17 protein-coding genes and 1 tRNA gene are annotated in these 20,315 nt (G+C 67.0%); 12 read left to right on the plus strand and 6 right to left on the minus strand.

Going from position 1 to position 20,315, the window contains the following annotated elements; all coding sequences use genetic code 11:
* Nucleotides 1–22: 22 nt before the first annotated feature.
* From EV140_RS03165 to EV140_RS03175, 3 genes are all read left to right on the plus strand, one after another.
* Nucleotides 23–1,930 (plus strand): hypothetical protein, encoded by a 1,908-nt coding sequence (locus EV140_RS03165; RefSeq protein ID WP_241971265.1) that lies wholly within the window; start codon nt 23–25, stop codon nt 1,928–1,930.
* 60 nt (nt 1,931–1,990) lie between these two features.
* Nucleotides 1,991–2,713 (plus strand): hypothetical protein, encoded by a 723-nt coding sequence (locus tag EV140_RS03170; protein ID WP_241971266.1) that lies wholly within the window; start codon nt 1,991–1,993, stop codon nt 2,711–2,713.
* A gap of 72 nt (nt 2,714–2,785) precedes the next feature.
* A complete protein-coding gene (locus EV140_RS03175; RefSeq protein ID WP_130280928.1) occupies nt 2,786–3,598 on the plus strand; it encodes a GIY-YIG nuclease family protein in 813 nt (270 codons plus the stop codon).
* Nucleotides 3,599–3,617: 19 nt separating this feature from the next.
* Here the strand turns inward: EV140_RS03175 and EV140_RS03180 are convergent, their stop codons facing one another.
* The 3 genes from EV140_RS03180 to EV140_RS03195 all read right to left on the minus strand — a co-directional run bounded on the left by EV140_RS03180 (nt 3,618) and on the right by EV140_RS03195 (nt 6,271).
* Entirely contained in the window at nt 3,618–4,781 is a 1,164-nt protein-coding gene (locus EV140_RS03180) for a helix-turn-helix domain-containing protein (RefSeq protein ID WP_130280930.1), read from the minus strand.
* A 19-nt stretch (nt 4,782–4,800) separates the two neighbouring features.
* Nucleotides 4,801–5,442 carry a hypothetical protein gene (locus EV140_RS03185; RefSeq protein ID WP_130280932.1) on the minus strand — a complete coding sequence of 214 codons (642 nt, stop codon included), beginning with the start codon at nt 5,440–5,442 and terminating at the stop codon, nt 4,801–4,803.
* Between the two features lie 752 nt (nt 5,443–6,194).
* A tRNA-Pro gene (locus EV140_RS03195) sits at nt 6,195–6,271 on the minus strand.
* 80 nt (nt 6,272–6,351) lie between these two features.
* Between EV140_RS03195 and EV140_RS03200 the strand changes: the two genes are divergently transcribed.
* The 7 genes from EV140_RS03200 (at nt 6,352) to EV140_RS03230 (ending at nt 15,745) form a co-directional block, all read left to right on the plus strand.
* Nucleotides 6,352–6,819 (plus strand): NUDIX hydrolase, encoded by a 468-nt coding sequence (locus EV140_RS03200; protein ID WP_130280935.1) that lies wholly within the window; start codon nt 6,352–6,354, stop codon nt 6,817–6,819.
* The gene (locus EV140_RS03205; RefSeq protein ID WP_198674324.1) at nt 6,803–8,233 is read left to right on the plus strand and encodes a DUF3375 domain-containing protein; all 1,431 of its coding nucleotides are present in this window, start codon (nt 6,803–6,805) and stop codon (nt 8,231–8,233) included. The genes EV140_RS03200 and EV140_RS03205 overlap by 17 nt, the downstream gene beginning before the upstream one ends.
* The gene (locus EV140_RS03210) at nt 8,230–8,823 is read left to right on the plus strand and encodes a DUF4194 domain-containing protein (RefSeq protein ID WP_130280937.1); all 594 of its coding nucleotides are present in this window, start codon (nt 8,230–8,232) and stop codon (nt 8,821–8,823) included. The genes EV140_RS03205 and EV140_RS03210 overlap by 4 nt, the downstream gene beginning before the upstream one ends.
* On the plus strand, nt 8,820–12,191 hold the full coding sequence (locus EV140_RS03215; RefSeq protein WP_130280939.1) for an ATP-binding protein: 3,372 nt from the start codon (nt 8,820–8,822) through the stop codon (nt 12,189–12,191). Before EV140_RS03210 ends, EV140_RS03215 begins: the two co-directional genes overlap by 4 nt.
* Nucleotides 12,188–13,366, plus strand: a complete 1,179-nt coding sequence (locus EV140_RS03220; protein WP_198674325.1) for a Wadjet anti-phage system protein JetD domain-containing protein — start codon at nt 12,188–12,190, stop codon at nt 13,364–13,366. Before EV140_RS03215 ends, EV140_RS03220 begins: the two co-directional genes overlap by 4 nt.
* A 249-nt stretch (nt 13,367–13,615) precedes the next feature.
* Nucleotides 13,616–15,055 (plus strand): HNH endonuclease signature motif containing protein, encoded by a 1,440-nt coding sequence (locus EV140_RS03225; protein WP_157985584.1) that lies wholly within the window; start codon nt 13,616–13,618, stop codon nt 15,053–15,055.
* A gap of 12 nt (nt 15,056–15,067) precedes the next feature.
* A complete protein-coding gene (locus EV140_RS03230) occupies nt 15,068–15,745 on the plus strand; it encodes a pyroglutamyl-peptidase I (RefSeq protein WP_130280945.1) in 678 nt (225 codons plus the stop codon).
* A 17-nt stretch (nt 15,746–15,762) separates the two neighbouring features.
* Here EV140_RS03230 and EV140_RS03235 read toward each other — a convergent pair whose 3' ends face one another.
* Together EV140_RS03235 and EV140_RS13200 are read right to left on the minus strand one after the other, a co-directional pair.
* A complete protein-coding gene (locus EV140_RS03235) occupies nt 15,763–16,224 on the minus strand; it encodes a HEPN domain-containing protein (RefSeq protein WP_157985585.1) in 462 nt (153 codons plus the stop codon).
* Nucleotides 16,178–16,810, minus strand: a complete 633-nt coding sequence (locus EV140_RS13200) for an ArsR family transcriptional regulator (RefSeq protein WP_157985586.1) — start codon at nt 16,808–16,810, stop codon at nt 16,178–16,180. Before EV140_RS13200 ends, EV140_RS03235 begins: the two co-directional genes overlap by 47 nt.
* An 85-nt stretch (nt 16,811–16,895) precedes the next feature.
* Between EV140_RS13200 and EV140_RS03240 the strand changes: the two genes are divergently transcribed.
* Complete coding sequence (locus EV140_RS03240; protein ID WP_130280949.1) at nt 16,896–17,483, plus strand: GNAT family N-acetyltransferase; 588 nt, start codon at nt 16,896–16,898, stop codon at nt 17,481–17,483.
* Nucleotides 17,484–17,532: 49 nt separating this feature from the next.
* On the opposite strand, the gene srmL is transcribed toward EV140_RS03240, so the two are convergent.
* Nucleotides 17,533–18,663: a PheS-related mystery ligase SrmL gene (gene srmL / locus EV140_RS03245; protein ID WP_130280951.1), complete on the minus strand. Its 1,131-nt coding sequence runs from the start codon at nt 18,661–18,663 to the stop codon at nt 17,533–17,535.
* Between the two features lie 209 nt (nt 18,664–18,872).
* Here srmL and EV140_RS03250 point away from each other — a divergent pair, with 209 nt between their 5' ends.
* Entirely contained in the window at nt 18,873–20,303 is a 1,431-nt protein-coding gene (locus tag EV140_RS03250) for a cation:proton antiporter domain-containing protein (RefSeq protein WP_130280953.1), read from the plus strand.
* The last annotated feature ends 12 nt before the right edge of the window (nt 20,304–20,315 follow it).

The following is a 20,315-nucleotide window of genomic DNA, read 5'->3' on the forward strand; positions in this document are numbered from 1 at the left end:
ACCACATGCGAGCCTGCCGATGATGATCGACTACAACGTCAACGACCACTGGTCGGAAGGTACCCCCGCCTGGCTCCCGTCGCTGGTGTCTTCGCTTGACCGGCGGCACGGCTCAAGCAGTGTCCTGCCGCTTACGGTCATCGTGAGCGAGATCGTCGAGTGGGTGCGCCTGGCGAGCGGCGCCGAGGCATGGAGCCCGAAGCCGAACCGCACCTCACTCAGGCTGGACCTCGAGCAGTCGATAGCTGCACTCGGACCCGCACTGCGCACCCAGGTCACTGGTCCGCTGGCCGCGTTCGAAGCGGCATTCGCTGCGCTCGCCGGTAGCCCGCGCACCACGCTCATGCAAGCTCCGGGGACGCGCAGTGCAGCAGTTTGGTTCGACGTCACGATGACCGCAGCAACGATCCTGGCGGCGCTCGAAACGGACGAAGCGGTCCGCGCGACCTGGGACGATTTGGTGGCGGTCGCAAAGGATCGGACGCTCTCGGGCCGCGAGTATCGTCCGATCGCGGAGTTGCTGTTTGATCAGCTGACGAGGCGAGGACACCATGCCGAAGGCATCTTCAGTGGGCTTGTCAGCATCATGGGGTTCGGTCGCGATCCTGACGACATTCCGATGGGCGAAAAAGACACGCCGGCCGAGGAGCGACTCGAGAAGGCTCGCGACTTCGTTGGATCTCCGGCCGAGCAAGAGCCGATCGTTGTCTGGATCGGCTTTAAGGGTCGGATTCATGCAGACTTCGAGGCAGGCAACGTCATGTTCCGCGACGCGCGCTGGGCGGTGCCCAACGCCGAGCCTGGCCGGTTCGAGTTTCCGCATAAGGAAGAGCTGTGGGAGATCGTCCAGTACGGGCACAGCTTCCGGGTCGCCAAGATGGTCGACGAGGAGTCCGATGTCGACACCATCGTCCGGGTGGATCTCGGCATCACGAAAGCGGCCGGAGCCGTCGAGAAGGCCCGCGCCATCGTCGACACGATTCTGAGCGTCTCGATCCACCGCGTCGGTGGTGTCCGCCCGCGGCTAGCCGAGTACCACGTGCTGCGCTCTGGACGAAATGCCGGCGGGGGCCATCACGCCGTGCATAGGCAGACCGGCTTTCCCGACGACACCTACGGCGCCGGAATTACTTCTGAGGCGGTCGCAGAGCAGGGACCCCGGATCGCGGAAGCGCTAGCCCGCGAAGAGCTCCCACAGTTCCTCGCTGCCGCCATCGACGTGCAAACTGCCGCCGATCACCCCTTCAGCCGCGATATGGCGCTACGGAAGCCCTCCGAAGCCGACATCAGCAGTGTCATCCCGCTTTCTGACCGCGTCGTGCAGCACGTCGCCACTCACGCCGCCATGAAGCCGGATGACCTTTTCGCGCTTCTCAACGAGCGGTGGGCGCACGCCCGTTGGCTGGGCGACCTTCAGACCGCGGCGCACATGTGCCTGCTTGGAGGGGCTGGCCACACTGAGCTACTCACTGAGCTGACCCGAAAGCGGGTGTCGGATCGGCCGAAGCAGCCCTGGCTGCTGTTCCTCGCCGACCGTGCCGACGACTTCCTATCTCTCTGTCGCATTGAACACGAGCGCAACTGGATAGAGCGCATGTTCGCGAGCCTCAGCGATCACGCCATTTACACCGCGCTCATGGCGGAGTACACCTCCGAGGGTGCCGTACTCGACGCCCGTCGACGCCGAGCTCGCAACGCACTCGTGCACGGCAATCCGGTCACGTTTGCCGTCATTGAGTCCGTCCGTGGGTATGCCCAGTTTGCCAGCAGCACTTCTTTGTACATCGCACTGGAGGCATTCGTCGATGTCACCGACCCGAGGGTTGCCCTCGCGGAGCGAACTGATGAGTTCATTGCGATGCAAGCCGGGAAGGACGCGGCGACGTATTGGCGTGAGCGCGTCGCAGCCGATGGTTGGCCGCTCCCGTAGCGATCTCGGTGCGATGTCGGAGCCCACTGCGATCATGATCGCGTGACCGAACTTGCCTACATGGTGCGCGAAGACTGGGGACAGCACGGCACCGCGATGATTCCACAGAGCGCCTTGATCCGAGACTGGATCGGCGATGCGCCGTATCTCTTCGCCGTCACGGACGTGAAGAAGTTCAACCACGACGACCGCGGCGCAGACGTCGAAGCCGCGGAGTTCATAGCACCCGAAAAGACCGATCGGATCGTCTTCGACATCCGTGAGCTCGCGAGCCTGGAACGCGACGATAAGGTCATCGACCACGCGGTAGTGGTGCTTCATCCGTACGAGCAGCCCGAGCTAGAGACGATCCGGCGCGCGGTCGAGGCGGACTCACTCGGCAAGCTCTTCGTCCTGATCTGGTCCCGTTACGACATGGTGCGCACCTGGCTCGACGGTCTCGGGGCGCTCAACCTCCACACCCATGACGCCGTCCCGGCCAGCGACCCGCTCCTGCTCGCTGCCGCCGAAAAGATCCAGAGCGAGGACTACAACGGCCTCAGCTCCGGGCGAGGCAAGGACGCCGTCGTGCAGCTAGTCCGGGCGTTCGCCACCGAGGGGTTCCCGATCGACCCCGACTCTTGGCTCCGCGCCTACTTCGCCGTTGGCGGCAGCTTCCACCACGCCGAGTCAATCGAGAAGCTAGTCAAGGAGATGAAGGCGGGGACGCGTCACCGCGTGAAGTCGCGTTACCGCGACAACATCGTCGAAATCATGCGCGAGCAGCTCGCCGCAAAGCGGTAGCGTCCGCCAGCCGCCACGCCACACGAGAAGCCTGGACGCGGTGATGACAACACCTGCGCAGAGAGGCACGATGTGGCACTGACGCTCGGCCCGCTACTTCTCGACGCGGGCATCGACCCCGGGCAGGCGCTCGTGGTCCGTCATGCCTTCGCGCAGGAAGCGCCGGAAAGCGGACTGGCGGGTCTTCACGCCGACTCAACGCACGCAGAAATCTTCGAGTACACCCGGAGGCAGTCGGCCAGCGCGAGAAGCTTTCCGACCGCTCCTTCGCCCATCTGGGTGGTCTTCATCAAGGAAGGCGGCGACCAGGCACGGCTCTGGTCCGTCGTCGAGTGCTACGGAGAAGTCGAGGACAACGGGATCTTCCGCACCTTCCATATCGCCGATTCCGAGCACATGGCAGACCTCCGCAACCGCCTCGTCATCGGATGGAAGCCGCCGCGCACCTGGCGGATGAATGCCACCACCGCAGCGAGCTACCCGGTCGTCGGGATCGCGGACGCCGAGCCGATCCCGTTTCCCGGCTTCGACCGACTCGTCTTGAGCCACGTCCAGCTCCAAACAATGATGCGCGAGCACCGCTACGCCTCGTGGCGCACCGCGCTTTCGTCGGTCGTGGGCGTCTACATGATCACTGACACTCGCGACGGACGGCACTACGTCGGCAAGGCGGACGGGCTAGAGAATATTCGACAGCGCTGGAACGCCTACGCGACGAACCGGCACGGCGGCAACGTCGAGCTCCGTCCGCTGGACCCGACGAGCTTCCGCTTCTCGCTGCTACGCGTGTTTGACCCGTCCACTCCGACGCGGGATATCGACATCGCCGAGAGCCACTTCAAAGACGCCCTCGACAGCCGCCGGCACGGGCTTAATCGGAACTAGCTGGATCTGAGGCCGGCACTCAGCGACCGCCGCGATGAGCGTTGAGGTCTGCCACTGGAGCTAGTGACACGTCGCGGAGGTCTGCAGAGCCGCGGGAGCGAGCAACGCCTTCACCCTGAATAGCGAACGTCACAATGCCGAGCATTAGATTCTGAACATCCTGCGCTCGCACGTTCAAGACGCGCGCGATGTCAGAGAAACCCTCTCCACGTGCGCGCATATCGCTCATGACCTGCGTCAGCAGACTCGAGGACTCGACCCGCAGATCGGATCCTGGTTCGCCCCGGCGGAAGCCAGCGATCGAGAGCTGCTTTGCAAGAGTGCTGTAGGTCCACTCCGAGATCACGCCCAGGCGGTGAGCGCGCAGATTGAGGGCCATCGCGCTGACCCGCCAGCGCCGCTTAAGAACGAGGACATCCTCGAGCATCAAGTTCCCCCGGATGGATCCCAGCACGTCCGAACGCGGCATGAGGAACGCGCTGGCGAAGTCATTCGCCGCGAGTTCCTTCTCCTTGCCCGGCTCCACGTGCAGTGACCCTCCGTGCATGACCAAGTGCCCGAGTTCGTGAGCGAGGTCAAAGCGAAGGCGCTCGGCAGACTTATGCACATTGAGGAAGATGACGGGTGTCGCCCCGTGACGGAACGAGAAGGCGTCGATAGCTTGCAGCGGCCCGCCGGCCGAGTAGATCTTTGCACCCTTGGACTCGAGGAGCTGCAGCAGGTTCTTGATCGGCGCCACTCCGAGCCCCCAAGCACCGCGAAGGGCCTCCGCTGCCTGCTCGGGTGCGACCTCGTCATCTGAGCCGATGAGGTCTTGCAGCTCAGGTACCGCCGGATCGGGGGCTCGGTAGGTGTCCTCAATCCAGTCGGAAAGTTCCATCGCGAGCGCGGACAGCGCCCGGGCAGTGTCCTCGTCCTTCTTGGCGAGTCGCGACGTCGCCCGAAAGTGGAAGGCATCCGAGGGTGGCAACTGCTCGAGCGGCCGGTAGAAGAAGTCGACCGGGAAGTTGAGGACGCGCGCGAACTCACGAATCAGTTCAGGGCTGGGCGTCTCCTTGCTGCGCTCGGACTGCGACACCCATGGCGGAGTAGTGCCGGCCTCGGCCGCGAGAGCAGTCGCGGTCATCTGTCGAATGGCGCGCGCCATCTTGAGGCGCGCAGGAACGAAAGTGGTGGTGCTCATGGTCGGGAACCGACGCCTCTCAGCGACGCGTCACGGTAAAGCCGATGTCGCCCTCGTCGTCGGCCTCGTCCTCGTCCTCGTCGTACGAGAAGGTGCCGAGCGCCAGGTCGAACGGCGGGAAGATGATGCGCTCCGACCAGCTGTCTACGAAGCTGCCGGCCATCGAAGCCGGGCGGGACAGCTCGAGGTGCACCAGACCGTCGCGCTCGTTGTATAGCAGGATCCAGGCGTCCTCGACGTCGACCTCGCCGTCCTCGACCGGCCGGCCGAACATCGCGACCTTGCCGTTCTCATCGACGCGACGGGCGAAGGCCGAGCCCTTCGGGTTGCGGGTCGTGGGGTTGCCGTAGGTGACGCCCGTGAAGGCGTCGCCGCTGCTGACGATCAGGCCGATGTTGAGATCGGGCTGCAGGAAGTACGGCAGGTTCTGCGGGTCGAAGCGGAGCCAACCAGCGCGCAGGAGCATGATGCCCTCGTGCAGCGACTCAACGGTACGGAGCCAGCGCGTAAACTCCGGGCCGGATTTGGGGGCGGCGGGCGAGAACGTGCGGCTCTCCGCAGCACCGACCGCGACCGCACGCTCGAACGGGGTCGCCTCGAGACGCATGGGGTTTAGCAGGCGCGCGAGATCCTCGCGAGTCTTCGGGGTGCGGATCGCCATCTGCGGTTCCTCTCGTCGCTGCCGGGTCATAATTATCATAGCGCGACCACTTAAAGAACTGCCACATCAAGTTAGGTGCGGCGTGTCGGCGCGTTCAGTCCGGGAACGGTGGCTCGTCACCCCACATCGCGGAGCCCGCCCGGTTGGCGCTCGCACTCCCGGCACGGTTCGCTGAGACAGAAGGGCTGGCAATCCGCGCGGAGTGAGTCGAGCGGTAGACAACGCGCTCCCCCACGATGGTGCCCGCGTAGCGCCCCGAGGGGTCGAACACGTAGTCGCCCTTGATCTTGCCTACGTACGTTCCCGAGCGCGCAAACAACTTGTCACCGCTACGTCGGAGCGGTCGGCCATTCTTCGTGTAGAGGTCTGCCACGAAATCAGTGTGCGCTGGGCCTCCGACATGGAGAGGAGCGCCGGATGCTAGGGCGGACGGACGAGAAAAAGAGAGCGAGCGGCAATGCGCTAGCTGACGAACGCATTCAAGGACGAGGCAAGGACGCACCGCAACGAAGCCAAGCTGCGCCAGTGACGGGACAAAGGGGAAACCGTGATCCATCACTTTCGAGGGTTTCCTAGGTGCGGAAGCGGCACGCAGTCGGACTGACAGGATTTGTCCCCACCGGCTCCCCCAAACGCGGCGGGGCCGCGCCCGGGGCCCCTTGCGCGGCGTGGGCCCACCTGCTCGCAGGTGCAACCTTGATTAGCCCACAAATCACGAAACCCTCCCGCTAAAGCGAGAGGGTTTCGTGATTTGGTCGGGCTGACAGGATTTGAACCTGCGACCCCTTGACCCCCAGTCAAGTGCGCTACCAAGCTGCGCCACAGCCCGTGGCTGGCCCCGGAGGGCCTAGGAGAGTCTAGCGGTAATGCGTGGGGCGGTTGAACCGGGGTGGGTGGCAGAGTGGGGGTGTGAGCGGGCAGACGATACGGGTGTCGGCGGCGCTCGTCGTGGACGACATCGGGCGACTGCTTGTGGTCAGGAAGCGGGGGACCTCCGTTTACATGCAGCCGGGCGGCAAGCCCGAGGCGGGTGAGACGGCGGCCGAGACGCTCAGTCGTGAGCTGCGGGAAGAAATTGGGGCGAGCATCCCGCCGGAAGAATTGCAGCCGATTGGGCAGTACACGGCGCCGGCCGCCAACGAGGCCGGGGCGACGCTGATCGCCGACGTGTTCCGCGCGCAGCTTGCCGAGCCCATCGCGGCCGCCGCCGAAATCGATTGCCTGCGCTGGCTCAGCCCCGCAGAGCTCGCCACCCTGCCGGTCGCGCCGCTCATCACCCAGCACATGCTCCCCCTCCTCGGGATGCCCGGGGCAGCCCCCACAGACACCCCCGGTGTCGGTGGTCACCCCTATCGTGGCGATGACCATGAATCTTGACGACCTCGATCGACTCTGGCAGCGCCACCCTGCCTGGCGTCTCATGCGGGCCCGCAACGCGCCCCTCGTGCTTTCGTTCCTCGGCACCTACTTTGTTGACGGCAATAGGGGCGCGGTTCCGGCCAGCCAACTCATCTCGGCGCTCGACGACTACCTGTATGAACTGCACCGGTCAGAGCCCGAGCGCTATACGGGTGAACCGGCCGCATACCTTGACGACTGGTCTGCCGCCGAGTCGGGCTGGTTGCGACGGCACTACCCGGTCGGGTCTGACGAGGTGCACTTTGACGCGACACCCGCGCTGCACAAGGCCCACTCCTGGGTCGACAGCATGCGCACGCGCACGTTCATCGGAACCGAATCACGCCTTCAGACCGTCGTTGAACTACTGCGACAGATCATGCACGGCGCTGAAACCAACCCCGACGCGCGCATCGCCGAACTCGAACGACGTCGCGCGGCCATCGACGCCGAACTCGACGACGCCCGAAACGGCGTCGTGCGAACGCTTGACGAAACGGCGCTGCGCGACCGCTACCAGCAGGTGGCGGCAACCGCCCGCGAACTCCTCGCCGACTTCCGCGAAGTCGAAGACAACTTCCGCGCACTCGATCGCAGTGCGCGAGAGAAGATCGCCCGGTGGGACGGCGGCAAAGGCGAGCTGCTCGCCGAACTGGTGGCCAGCAGAGCTGACATCACCGCATCAGACCAGGGCCGCACCTTCCAGTCGTTCTACGACTACCTCCTGTCAGAAGACACTCAAAACGAGATCACTCACATGCTCGCGGCCGTGCAACGCCTGCCCCAGATCACACCCGACCAGCGCTTGCACACCGTGCACCACGACTGGCTAGACGCCGCCGAACGCACCCAGCAGACCGTTCGCACCCTGTCAGAACAACTGCGTCGCTTCCTCGACGACCACGTCTGGGTAGAAAACAAGCGCATCATGCAGCTCGTGCGTGAGATCGAAACCGCGGCGCTCAGCGTGCGCGAGCAGCCCCCACACGACCTCGGGCTCACAGTCAACACGCCGGGCGTGCCCATTAGCCTGCCACTCGAGCGGCCCCTCTACGACCCACAGCCCGAAACACGCGTCGACAGTCTGCTCGCTCCCGGCGAAGACGACGACGCCGACCTCGACGGGCTCATCGCCCAGCGGTACATCGACACAGCCCGCCTCGCCGCGACCATTCGCGACGCTGTGCCGCCGCGCGCCAGCGCATCGCTCACCGACATCATTGCCCAGCACCCCCTGCGCGATGGCGTAGCCGAACTGCTCGGCTACCTCAGCCTCGAGGCCGACGACATCATGGTCACCATCGACGACCACGCCACGAGCATCCCCTACAGTGACCCCGCCGGAAACACCAAAATTGTTCGCATGCAGCACGTGACGGTGAGCCGACCATGACACCAGCCGACGAACGCGCCATCGCCACCGCGATCATCCACCTCATGAAAGACGTCGTCTACCGAGACGTGACCGCACACGAGGCCGTGTGGCACACCCTCGAACGGCATCGCGGCCACGTCGCCGACCACTTCCGCACCATCGGCATCGACGTCGTCATCGATGAGACCGAAGGCTACGCATACCTGGCAACCCGCGAACCGCACGACAGCGACGAGCCACTGCCCCGCCTCGTGCGTCGCCACAGTCTGACGTACAACGTGAGCTTGCTGCTCGTGCTCCTGCGCAAGAGACTCGCCGAATTCGAGGCCGACGGCGACAGCGGTACCCTCGTCGTCACGCGCGACCAACTCGTCGACATGATCCGGGTTTTTCACGCCACGACCAGCAACGAGGCGCGAAGCGTCGACCAGGCAGACACCACCATCAAGAGGGTCGTCGAACTCGGATTTCTGCGAGAACTTCGCGCACAACAGGGCCACTACGAAGTGCGCCGAATACTCAAGGCGTACGTCGACGCTCACACTCTCGGCGACTTCGCGAACCAGCTCGCCGTCTACGCCACAACCACCTCGGGGGCCACACCGTGACCGACACGCTGTTCAGCGCACTCGACACCCCAGCGAGCACCCACCACACGAGCGGGTACCGGTTGAAGCGCGTCGAAGTACTCAACTGGGGAACGTTCGACAAGCGCGTCTACACCCTCACCCCGGGCGGAGCCACCTCCCTGCTGACCGGAGACATCGGCAGCGGCAAATCGACGCTCGTCGACGCAATCACCACCCTGCTGCTGCCGGCCCACCGCATCGCCTACAACAAAGCAGCGGGAGCCGATGCGCGCGAACGCACCCTGCGCAGTTACGTCGAAGGCCACTACAAATCTGAACGCAACGAGACCACCGGCGCCTCACGACCCGTGGGGCTTCGTGACGACCGCAGCTACACCGTCATTCTCGGGATGTTCGGCAACGTCGGACACGCAGAAACCGTCACCCTCGCGCAGGTCTTTCACCAGAAAGACCGTGCGGGACAGCCTGACCGCTTCTACGTCACCGCAACGCGACCACTCGCCATCGACAGCGATTTTGCTGACTTCGGCAACGAACTGACCGCACTGCGTGCGCGCCTACGGGGCAGCGGCGCCACCATTGACACCAGCTATCCCGACTACCAGCGGCGTGTGCGGCGACTCCTCGGAATCGCCAGCGAACAGGCGATGGAGCTATTCCACCAGACCGTGTCAATGAAATCGGTCGGCAACCTGAACGACTTCGTGCGGCAGCACATGCTCGAGCCCGTCGAAGCCGATACGCGCGTGCGCGCGATCATCAGCCACTACACCGACCTCGTGAAGGCACACGAGGCGGTGCGCACCGCCACCGACCAGCTCGCCATTCTCACCCCACTCATCGACGCGGCCGACCGCTACGACGACACGCGAACCACCCACACAGCCCACCGCAACGAGCGCGACGCTGTCGCCCCCTACATTGCTGAACGGGTGCGGGCAATCCTCGCCACAGAGCTCGAGAAATGCGAAACCAGGAAGCGCGTTCTCACCGAAGAATCGGATGCCCTCGCCCGCGAGCGTGCCGCGCTTGCGCCGACGCGTGACACACTCACCGTCCACAGGGCACAGGCGGGCGGCGATCGACTTCGTGAGATCGACGCAGAAATTCGCCGCGCCGAAGACGACATGTCCGCCCGAGCCGATCGACGACGCCGGTACACAGAACTGAGTGAAACGGCACAGCTCGCGCCCGTCGACAGCGCCTACGAATTCCAGGCCCGGCGCGACGACATTGCACATCGCGCCGCCGAACTCGCGCACGAAGATCAGGCCGAAGCATTGCGCCGCGACCCGCTGATGGAACGGCGCATCGACGTTCGCCGAGCACGCGACACCATCGAACGAGAAATCACGAGTCTGCGTACTCGCCGCAACAGTATTCCGATCGACCTCGAACGGGTTCGCACCGAGCTCTGCGCGGCGCTCGGCGTCGAACCCCACGAGCTCCCCTACGCCGCCGAGCTGATCGACATCAGCCCCGACGGCGGTGAATGGCGGGGTGCTGCCGAACGAGTGCTGCGGGGATTCGCACTCACCATGCTCGTGCCCCATCATCACTACGCGGCGGTCACCCACTGGGTCAACGAGCACCGCCTGAACGCCAGACTCGTCTACCGACGAGTCCCCGAACGACAGGTTCGCAGCACCCCAGCCACCCTGCACGGCCGCCGCCTCACCAACATCCTCACCGTCGAAGCAGGCCCGTTCGCCGAATACCTCAGCATCGAGCTCGCTCAACGCGCTGACCATGTCCTCGCCGACACCGTCGACGAACTGCGGCGGGAACATCGAGCCATCACCCGCGAAGGCCTCACCAAGGACGGTGACCGACACGAGAAAGACGACCGAGACGACACACTCAGCCCTCGCGGCTGGGTCCTCGGCCGCGACAACGGTCGAAAAATCGCGATGCTCGAGGCCGAACACACGACGCTCATCACCGAATATGAGCGTCTGACCAGCGAGCTCGACGCGGCCGACGAGGCGGCACGAGCCCGTCGCACCATCAGCGCTGCGCTCGCCGGGCTCGACGAGTACCGCACCTGGTCAGACATCGACACCGAGTCGGCAGCAGCTCAGCTCAGCCGCCTAACCGAGGAGCAACACCAGCTCGTCGCCGGGTCCGACGAGTTGAGAAACCTCGACACCCGAATCGCGCAGATCGACGCGGAAGAAAACCGCCTGACAGAGCGGCTCACCGCGGTCGCCACTGCGATCGGAGGCATCGAGCAGCTGATCCGCGACATGCGAGAGCGTGACCAGCGCGAAGAGCAGACGCTTCAGGCCATCGGCGCTGAGGTCATCGAGATCGCGCGAAGCCACTACGCCGCGTTGACCAGTCGACACGGGCAGACCCCCCTCAGCACGGTTGCTGACTACGATGCACTGCGCGTGGGCCTCACCGGCGAGCTCACCGTCGCCATTGACCGACTCCAGCGTGAAATGAACGGCTACACGACGAACATCCAGCAGCAGATGGCGGAGTTTCTGCGACGCTGGCCTACGTACCGAGCCGAACTCGACGCCGACATCGACTCGCTTGCGGCGTTCCGTGAACTGCACACCACCGTCCTGCGCGACGACCTGCCCCGATTCGAGGCGGAATTCCGGCACCAGCTGACCACCAACGCCATCCGCGAACTTGCACAGTTCTCGACCTGGTTGCGTCGACAAGCGGACGACATTCGCCAGCGCATCGACCGGATCAACGACGCGCTGCGCGCGATCGACTACACCGAAGGTCGAATTATCCAACTCGTGGCAGAACCCACGGTCAACCACGACGTGCGGCAATTTCGAGCCGACCTCCGCGAAGCCACGAGCGACGCACTCGGAAGCGCTGAACGCAGCGACCTTCTGGAAAGCCGGTTTGAGCAGATTCGCCAACTGATCGAGAGGTTTGGTGGCCGCGAGGGGCACGCTGACGCCGACAAGGCATGGCTCAAACGGGTGACCGACGTGCGCAACTGGTACACGTTCGCCGCCAGTGAGCAAGACCGTGTCACGGGAGACGAATACGAGCACTACACCGACTCCGACGGAAAATCGGGCGGACAGAAAGAGAAACTCGCGTACACGATCCTCGCCGCATCGCTTGCTTACCAGTTCGGGCTCGAGTGGGGCGTCGAAAAGTCTCGCGATTTCCGCTTCGCCGTCATCGACGAGGCGTTCGGACGGGGTTCCGATGTGTCAACCCGCTACGCGCTCGAGCTTTTTGCCAAACTCGGGCTGCAATTGCTCATCGTCACCCCGCTACAGAAGGTGCACATCATCGAGCCATACGTCAGCACCATTGGCTTCGTCGACAACCCAACCGGAGCATCGTCACGCGTGCACACGATGACCATCGAAGAGTTTCGCGAACGCCGCCGCGAGATATCGTGAGCGACCCCGCCCGCTGGACCACAGCATCCCAGATCGCCGACGCGGTGCGACGGCGCTGGAATGACGGCACCCTTCTGCGGGGGGCCGTGACGGGCGATCCCTTCACTGTCATCGATCTGCCCCTTCGCGGGCCCAGCTCGGCTGACCTCGGAGAGCATTTCGACGATGCTCGCGCATGGGCGGACGCAGTGCGCCGGGCGTCCCGCGGCGGACGCGCGTACACAATCGTCGACGGGCACATCGGAGGCCGTTCGACAGGAATCACGAGTCGACCAGAGCGCGCCCAGATCACCAGCTACGAACAGGCATGGGAACTGCTCGGCACAGGCGCCCGCGCCGACCTCGCCACGTATCGCCAGATCGTTGCGACCAGCGAACCCCGCCCCAACGCCGTGCAGTGGGCCCTCGCGCATCCGCTTCGGGCAGTAGCAATGGGAAGCGAGTGGGCGACGGTGATGGCCGCGCTCGACTGGCTCACGGCCCACCGACACACCGGGTTATATCTGCGACAGGTCGACGCTCCGGGAGTCGACACGAAGTTCATCGACCGGCACCGTTCGGCGCTGGCCGGGATGCTCGGTGTTCCCCACGCGCGCACCTCATTCGAACGGGCTCTCGGCTACGCAACGCGACCCACCACCGTTCGACTTCGATTCGACCCCGCACTTCTGGGCTTCCCCCCGGGCGTCAGTGAGGCGGCCCTCCGCACAACCGAGCTGAACACGCTCGATATCGCCCCGACGCGCGCGCTCATCGTTGAAAACGAGATCAGCTACTTGAGCGTGCCCGTGCCCGCAGGATGCGTGGCGATCTGGGGGCGCGGCTACGACGCCGGCGAGCCCGCGTCTCTGCGATGGCTGGCAGGTCGACCCGTCGATTATTGGGGTGACATCGACACGCACGGGTTCAGCATCCTCAATCGCGTCCGCAGCCACCTGCCCCAGACACGCTCGGTGCTCATGGATGCGCCCACACTGCTCACCCACGAAGACCGATGGGGGACGGAAAGCGAACCAACCCGAGCGGAGCTCCCGCATCTCACCGACGATGAAAAGGTCGTGTACTCAGACCTGGTCACGGGGCGCCACGGGCCGGATGTGCGGCTCGAACAGGAGCGACTTGACTGGCAGTGGGTCAGCGAGCGCCTGTGGAATGGCTCAGCAGGCAGTCACTAGTGCTCGTCCGGGGTAGCGCGACGGCGATCGCAGCGCTGGCTCGCAGTTGGTCTTGCGAAGGACTGCGTACGCCTCGCCTGGTGGCGTCGCCTCCGCGACCGCTCACCTCTCCTCCCCAGAGTGCGCTCATGCCCTCTTCTCTGCGGGCGTGAGAGCCGCTCCGCCCGTGTCGGTAGTCGAACGTATATTCGAATGCGGGGCGGAGTTCACCGCCCGAGGTACACGCGAGGCACGCGAGAGGAGGCCACCGTGAGCGAGATCGCCGCGCTGCTGGGCTCCGCCGTCGCGGCACTCACGGCCGTGCCGCGCTCGGGCGACGCGTACCGCGGTCTCGACGATGCCGCGCTGCTTGCCTTGACCCGAGTCGCCGCCGACGAGGTGCGGCTCGCGCAGCTGCACGTGTCGCTGCTCGCGGGCGAGATCGCCCGCCGCTCGGCCCCCGAACTCGGCAGCGACGGGCTCGCACAGCGCGAAGGCCACCGCACGCCGGAAGAAATGGTGCGCGTCACGACGGGCACGCGGGTGGCGGATGCTCGTGCTGCGGTCCGCGTCGGCGTCGCCGCGGGCGCGCCCTCCCCCACCCCGCTCACGTCGGCCGTCATCGACGGGCGGGTGAGTGTCGCCGTGGCCGACGCTGTCGTTGGTGCGCTCGGGCGCCCCGCCGCCGGAGTCACGCAGCCGCAGCTCGACGAGGCCGCCGCCGCGATGGTTGAGCGTGTGGCGGGGCTCGACCCCGAGCGCGCCGCCCGCGAAGCGCGTGCCGCCCGTGACGAGCTCGACCTGGCTGGCATTGCCACGCGCGAGCAGGCCGCCCGCGAGCGACGCGGGTTCCGCCTCGGGCGCCGCGCCGCCGGCGGCGGGTACGCCCACTGGGAGCTCGACCCCGAAACCTTCGCCGTCGTCAGCGAGATCTACGACCGCGTGACGTCGCCGCGGCGAAACCTACCAAGCTTCGACGACGGGACGGCAGCGGGCCCTTCGGCACTCCGCGCGACCAGCGACAGTGCGGCCAGTGGCGGCGCCGAGGCTGATCCCGACGCCGACGAGCGCACGCTCGAGCAATACACGAGCGACGTGTTCGCCGAGCTGCTGCGCCAGGGTGTGAGCGCCGACACCGAGCACCTGCTCGGCGACTCCCCCGTCGGCGTGCGCGTCGTCGTCGCCGCAGCCACCCTCGCCGAGGGCCGGGGCGGCGGCTACCTCGAGGGCCAGCCCGACCCGGTCAGCCTTGCCACCGTCGAACGCCTCGGCTGCGCCACTGGAACAGTCGCCATCACCGTCGACCACGACGGCCAGCCCCTCAATCTTGGCCGCGAACAGCGCCTCTACAGCCGCTCCCAGCGCATCGCGCTCGCCGCCCGCGATGGCGGATGTCGCTGGCCCGGCTGCGAACGCCCACCCAGCTGGTGCGAGGCCCACCACATCAACCACTGGCTACGCGACGGCGGCCGCACCGACGTCGCCGACGGAATCCTGCTTTGCCGGCACCACCACCGGCTCGCCCACAACAACGGCTGGGAGATCACCCGCGCCGGCCCCACCTACCTGCTGCATCCGCCCGAGCGCGGACCGGGCGGCGCGAGCGGTGGCGACCCCGAATCAGCGTCTTCGCCACCGCGAACCGCGCCGCCGCGCGAGATGCCCAGCCGCAGCCGGGCCCTCCGCGACGCGCTCAAGCCGCCCGCGTGACAGGCTGGACGCATGACCGAGACGCGCACCGTGCTGCTCACCGGCTTCGAGCCCTTCGGCGGCGACTCCACCAACCCCAGCGGAGACGTCGCCCGCGCCCTGAACGGCGAAACGCTCGAGTGCACGGCGGCCGGCGCAGGCGAAGCGGACACGACCGACGCCGCGGCGCACGCGACCGTAATCGGCCGAGTGCTTCCCGTCAGCTTCGCGGCCTCCGCCGCCCAGCTCGAGCAGCTCGCCGCCAAGCACCGGCCCGACCTCATCATCGCGCTCGGCCTCGCCGACGGGCGCGAGGCGATCACCCCCGAACGCGTCGCCATCAACTACGCCGACGCCCGCATCCCCGACAACGACGGAGCCCAGCCCCGCGACGAGCCCCTCGACCCAACAGGCCCCGCCGCCCACTTCACCGGCCTTCCCGTCAAGCGCATCGCCCGCGCCCTCACCGACGCCGGCCACCCCGCCACCGTCTCCCTCACCGCCGGCAGTTACGTCTGCAACGCCGTCGCCTACCACCTCGGCGCTATCGCCGAACGGCGCACGCAGCAGACCGGCACGCCGACCCCCGCCGGCTTCATCCACGTGCCGAACTGGCCCGCCGACCGGCTCACGCCCGCCATCCGCCTCGCCATCGCGACCACCCTCGCCAATCCGACCGACCTTGACGAGGCGGGCGGCAGCATCCACTGACCACGGGCAGCGCCGCGTCAGAAGGGCGACAGATGCGGCAGAACGCGCCGCGCAGTGTCGAGCGCCTCCACGGCCACGTCGATCGCATCGGCAGCGTCATCGCGGGAGGCCGCGGGTGTTTCCGCGTCGGGATACTCGTTCGCGTTGCGAAGCCGACGAATCCTGTCAACCCGACGACCCGTACGCACGGGCGGGTCGAGCTGAGCAGTCACAGCTTCGGTCACCGCGATGTGGCCACCGCGCCGCGTGGGTCGCAGTCCCTGCGCGAGCAGCATCGCGACAAGTGCCTTCCGAGCCGCGTCGTACGCCAGAGTGACCGCCCCGACCGGATCCTCCTCCCGAATCAACCGGGCCGCAGCGACATGCGCTTCGCACGTGATCAGAACGGAAGCGGCGGCAGCCGGGTTGGGTGCAACCCGCTCGAGTTCTCCGTCAGTGATGAGCCTCTCCACGGTCTCCTGACCCTGCTGCCACGTCATGTTCGCCCCTCGTGTCGACCTGAAGATCGACCAATGGTCGCCCACGAACCGTCGCGACGAACGGATCATCCACATGCGCCCACTGTGCAGGCGTCAGCGACGTCACGTTCACCTCGCGCCGCAGCACACGTTCAGCGCGCTCCGCTGCGTCGTACAGGTCATCCGGGTCCGGCCTCCCCACAACAAGTACGTCGATGTCGCGAGGGGGAGGGCCCGGCTCGCCGCGCCGACGCGCCGCCCACGAGCCGAAGATCATCGCCTCGGCGACGCCGGGCACGTCCGCAAGCTCCCGAGTGATCACCGGTTGAGGGCCGTGTGCGAAGAGCGCAATCTCGCGCATCGCCTCAGCGAGGGGATGCTCGGCATTCGGACGGTACACCGACCGGCGCCCCACTGGCTCGCTCATCAACAGCTCGGCGTCAACCAGCCGACCCAGTTCACGCGTCACGGTCGGCAGGCTCACCCCGACGTGGTGCGCAAGGTCGCTGGCGGTTTCGCCGCGCTCACTCAACACGAGGGCGGCCAGAATCTGCCCCTGCGTGTCCGAACGCAGCAGCGGAAACAGCGCCGACGGGGCTACTTTCATAAAGTGAATGCTAGCAAACGCTTTATGAAAGTTAAAGGGCTCTGTCGTCGGCAAGGCGACGGCGGACCGCCACACTGAAGCCACCATGAGCACAATCGCCGCCGAGCTCACCATCACCCCTGCCGAGCTCGTGCCCGACGCCGCCGTCGACGCGGTGCTTGACGCCGTCACCGAAGCGTCGCGCTGCTGGTGCCGCTGGTGGATGCTCGCCAACGCCGAGCACGCGCTCACCGACCCACAGACCCGCCGCTCCGCACTCGACGACGACCGCGCGAACGGGCGCGCCACCGGCCTCATCGCGCACCACAACGAGGATGCCGTCGGCTGGATCGGCGTTGCCCCGCGTCCGCGCTACGAGCGCCTCCCCCGTACCAAAGCGATCGCGTCAGCCGCGGGCGACACCGACTGGGCCGACGACGGCGTCTGGTCGATCGTCTGCTTCACCATCCCGCGCAGCCACCGCGGGCAGGGCATCGCCCACCACCTGCTCGACGCCGCCGTCGCGCACGCCCGCACCCGCGGAGCCCACACCATCGAGGCCTACCCGCACGACACCGACGTCTCCGCAAAGCCCGCCGGCAGTCTCAACACGGGCACGCTGCGCCTCTTAACCGCGCACGGCTTCACCGAGGTCGGCCGCTCCGGCCCACGCGTCGTCGTGCGGCTCGGCTAAGGACCCGCCCACCGCCGAGCACGGCGCACGACCGCGCGCTTGCAGGCCCTCACGCCCCGATGAGTTCCGCGTGCGGCCCCTCGTGCAGCGCCACGTACACCCGGTCGCGCAGCGCGTTCGCCTCCGCGTCGGTCAGCGTGCGGTCGAGCGGGCGCAGCACCACCCGCACGAGCGCGTTCACCTGACCGTCCGTGATGCCGAGCCGCGCCCGCGCCGCCGCTGGCAGTTCGGCGGCGGACGTGCGCGCGATAACGGCCACCGATTCGAGGTCGTCGACACGAGCATCCAACGCCGCGCGCACGCGGTCGCCGACCGTCTCGTCGTCCTCGCCCGCCCCGATCACGACCGACAGGTCGCGCGTGATCGGCGGCATCGCCGACACCGGTCGCCACGGCGACAGGTCGGCCAGCTGCGAGCGGATGCGCGCGTCCGTCGACCGCAACACCCGGATGTCGTCAATGCCCTTGCGCAGCATCACCGCGCGATCGAGCCCCATGCCGAGCGCGAGCCCCGACCAGCGGCGCGGGTCGAGCCCGCAGCGGCGCAGCACGCCCGGGTCGATGAGCCCGCACTCGGCGAGCTCCAACCACTCGCCGCCGTGCCACACATCGATCTGGCGGCCGTCGAAAGTGTACGGGTGCTCGGCCGGCACCGCGCGCCAGCGAGCACCCGGCAGCACCGCCTCGACCAGCGCGCCAGCGAGCGCGAGCAACTCGTCGACCGTGCGCCGCGCGGGCGCGCAAACGCGCCAGACGTCGACCTGGTGCGGCGTGCCCACGTGGGTGCGGTCGATCGCGTCACGCCGGTGCACGACGCCCGGCAGCACGAGCACCTCGTCGCGGTCGCTGGCCGGGTCGAGCGCGCGCAGCACCGCCGGGATGCCCGCCGACGTGTGGCTGCGCAGCATCACCGTGGGGCTCACGTAGTGCGAGTAGCGGCGGTCGCGGGTGACCGCGTCGGCCGAGAACCCCAGCTCGTCGTAGTTGTCGCGCGTCGACACGAGCGGGCTCGAGCGCACCACGCGGTGCGGCGCCCCGCCCGAGACTGCGACGGCCGCCGCGGTGATCGCGTCGAGCATGAGGGCGAGGGCGTGCGGGGGTTCATCGCCAGCGGGCGCCGCCGGCACGCTGAGGTCGCGCACCGCCAGAGCGGCCGCCACCGAGGGTGGTGAGAGGTACATGATCGTGAGTCCTTCCGAAACGGTCGAGTGTGGGTGGGGTTCCCCTCGACCGAGTCGGTGCGACTCAGGCGGCCAGTGTCTACGCGTGCAGCGTCAGCCCGAGTCGGCCGGTGTTCGGCCGAGGGCTGAGAAATCGCTGTCCCGCGTTCATGGCCGAAAGGGTAGCACCCGCCCTATCCCCGGCGGCACCCGTCGGGCAGGAGGAGGCCATGCCGCTGAGCGGCATCGCGCACGATATGGACACGTTCGCGCTGACCGCCGCGATCCTCACCATCGCGGGCGTGATCGCGTTTCTCGCCCACCGGGCCAAGCAGCCGCTCATCATCGCGTTCATTCTCGTCGGCATCGTCGTCGGCCCGAACGTGTTGGGCCTCGTCGAGGAGGCCGAGCCGCTCGAGCTGCTCGCCGAGATCGGCATCGCGATCCTGCTGTTCCTCGTCGGGCTCAAGCTCGACATCGGGCTCGTGCGCTCGATCGGCAAGATCGCCCTCTTGACCGGCCTCGGGCAGGTCGTCTTCACCTCGCTGATCGGCTGGGTCATCGCCGTGCTGTTCGGCATCGACCTCGTCGCCGCCCGGTGGGTGCTGCCGTGGCTGCTTGAGCGGCTCGCCACCAGCCAAGAGCTGCTCATCGTGTGGAGCGTCGCCTGGGCCGTCGCGCTGGCCGCCCTCACCGACGTGCTCGGCTTCTCGATCGAGGTCGGCGCGTTCCTCGCCGGGTTCGCCCTCGCATCCACCCGCTACCGCGAGTCGATCGCCGCGTGCTTGAGCGGCTTACGCGACTTCCTGCTGCTGTTCTTCTTCATCACCCTCGGCGCGCAGCTCGACTTCTCGACGATCGGCGCGCAGGTGCCTGCCGCGATCGTGTTCTCGCTGTTCGTGCTCATCGGCAACCCGCTGATCGTGCTCGTCATCATGGGCGTCATGGGCTACCCGAGCCGCGTCGGGTTCCTCGCCGGCCTCGCCGTCGCCCAAATCAGCGAGTTCAACCTGATCCTCATCGCGCTCGGCCGCGACCTCGACCAGATCGGCGACGACATGGTCGCCCTCGTCACCCTCGTCGGGCTCATCATGATCGCCGGGTCGACGTACATGATCCTGTACTCGAAGCAGCTCTACGCGTGGCTGGCACCCGCCTTGCGCATCTTCGAGCGCACAAACGCCCGCGAACCTGAGTCGCCTGAACCCGAGAAGGTCGACGCGATCGTCTTCGGGCTCGGACGCTACGGCAGCCGCGTCGTGCGCGAACTCACCGACCACGGGATGCACGTGCTCGCCGTCGAGTGGGACCCGTACGCCGAGCAGCGCCTCGCCGACTGCCGCCACCGCGATCGCGTGCGCGTCGTCTTCGGCGACGCCTCCAGCCCCGACTTCGCCGAGACGCTGCCCATTCGCCGCGCCCAATGGATCATCTCGACCGTGCCCGACCCGGGCACGAACGTCGTGCTCGCCCAGTCGCTGCGCCGCCACGGCGCCGAGGGTGTCATCGCCGTCACCGCCCACACGACCGCGGCAGCGCACGCCTACGACTCCGAGCTCGCCGCCGGAACCATCGACACCGTGCTGAAGCCGTTCGAGCTGGCCGCCCACGAGACCCTCGCGGCGCTGCGCGAGGTCGAGCGCGAGGGCGACAACGAATAGACCGCAGAATCC

This window comes from Microcella alkaliphila, assembly GCF_004216855.1.
Lineage (GTDB): Bacteria > Actinomycetota > Actinomycetes > Actinomycetales > Microbacteriaceae > Microcella > Microcella alkaliphila.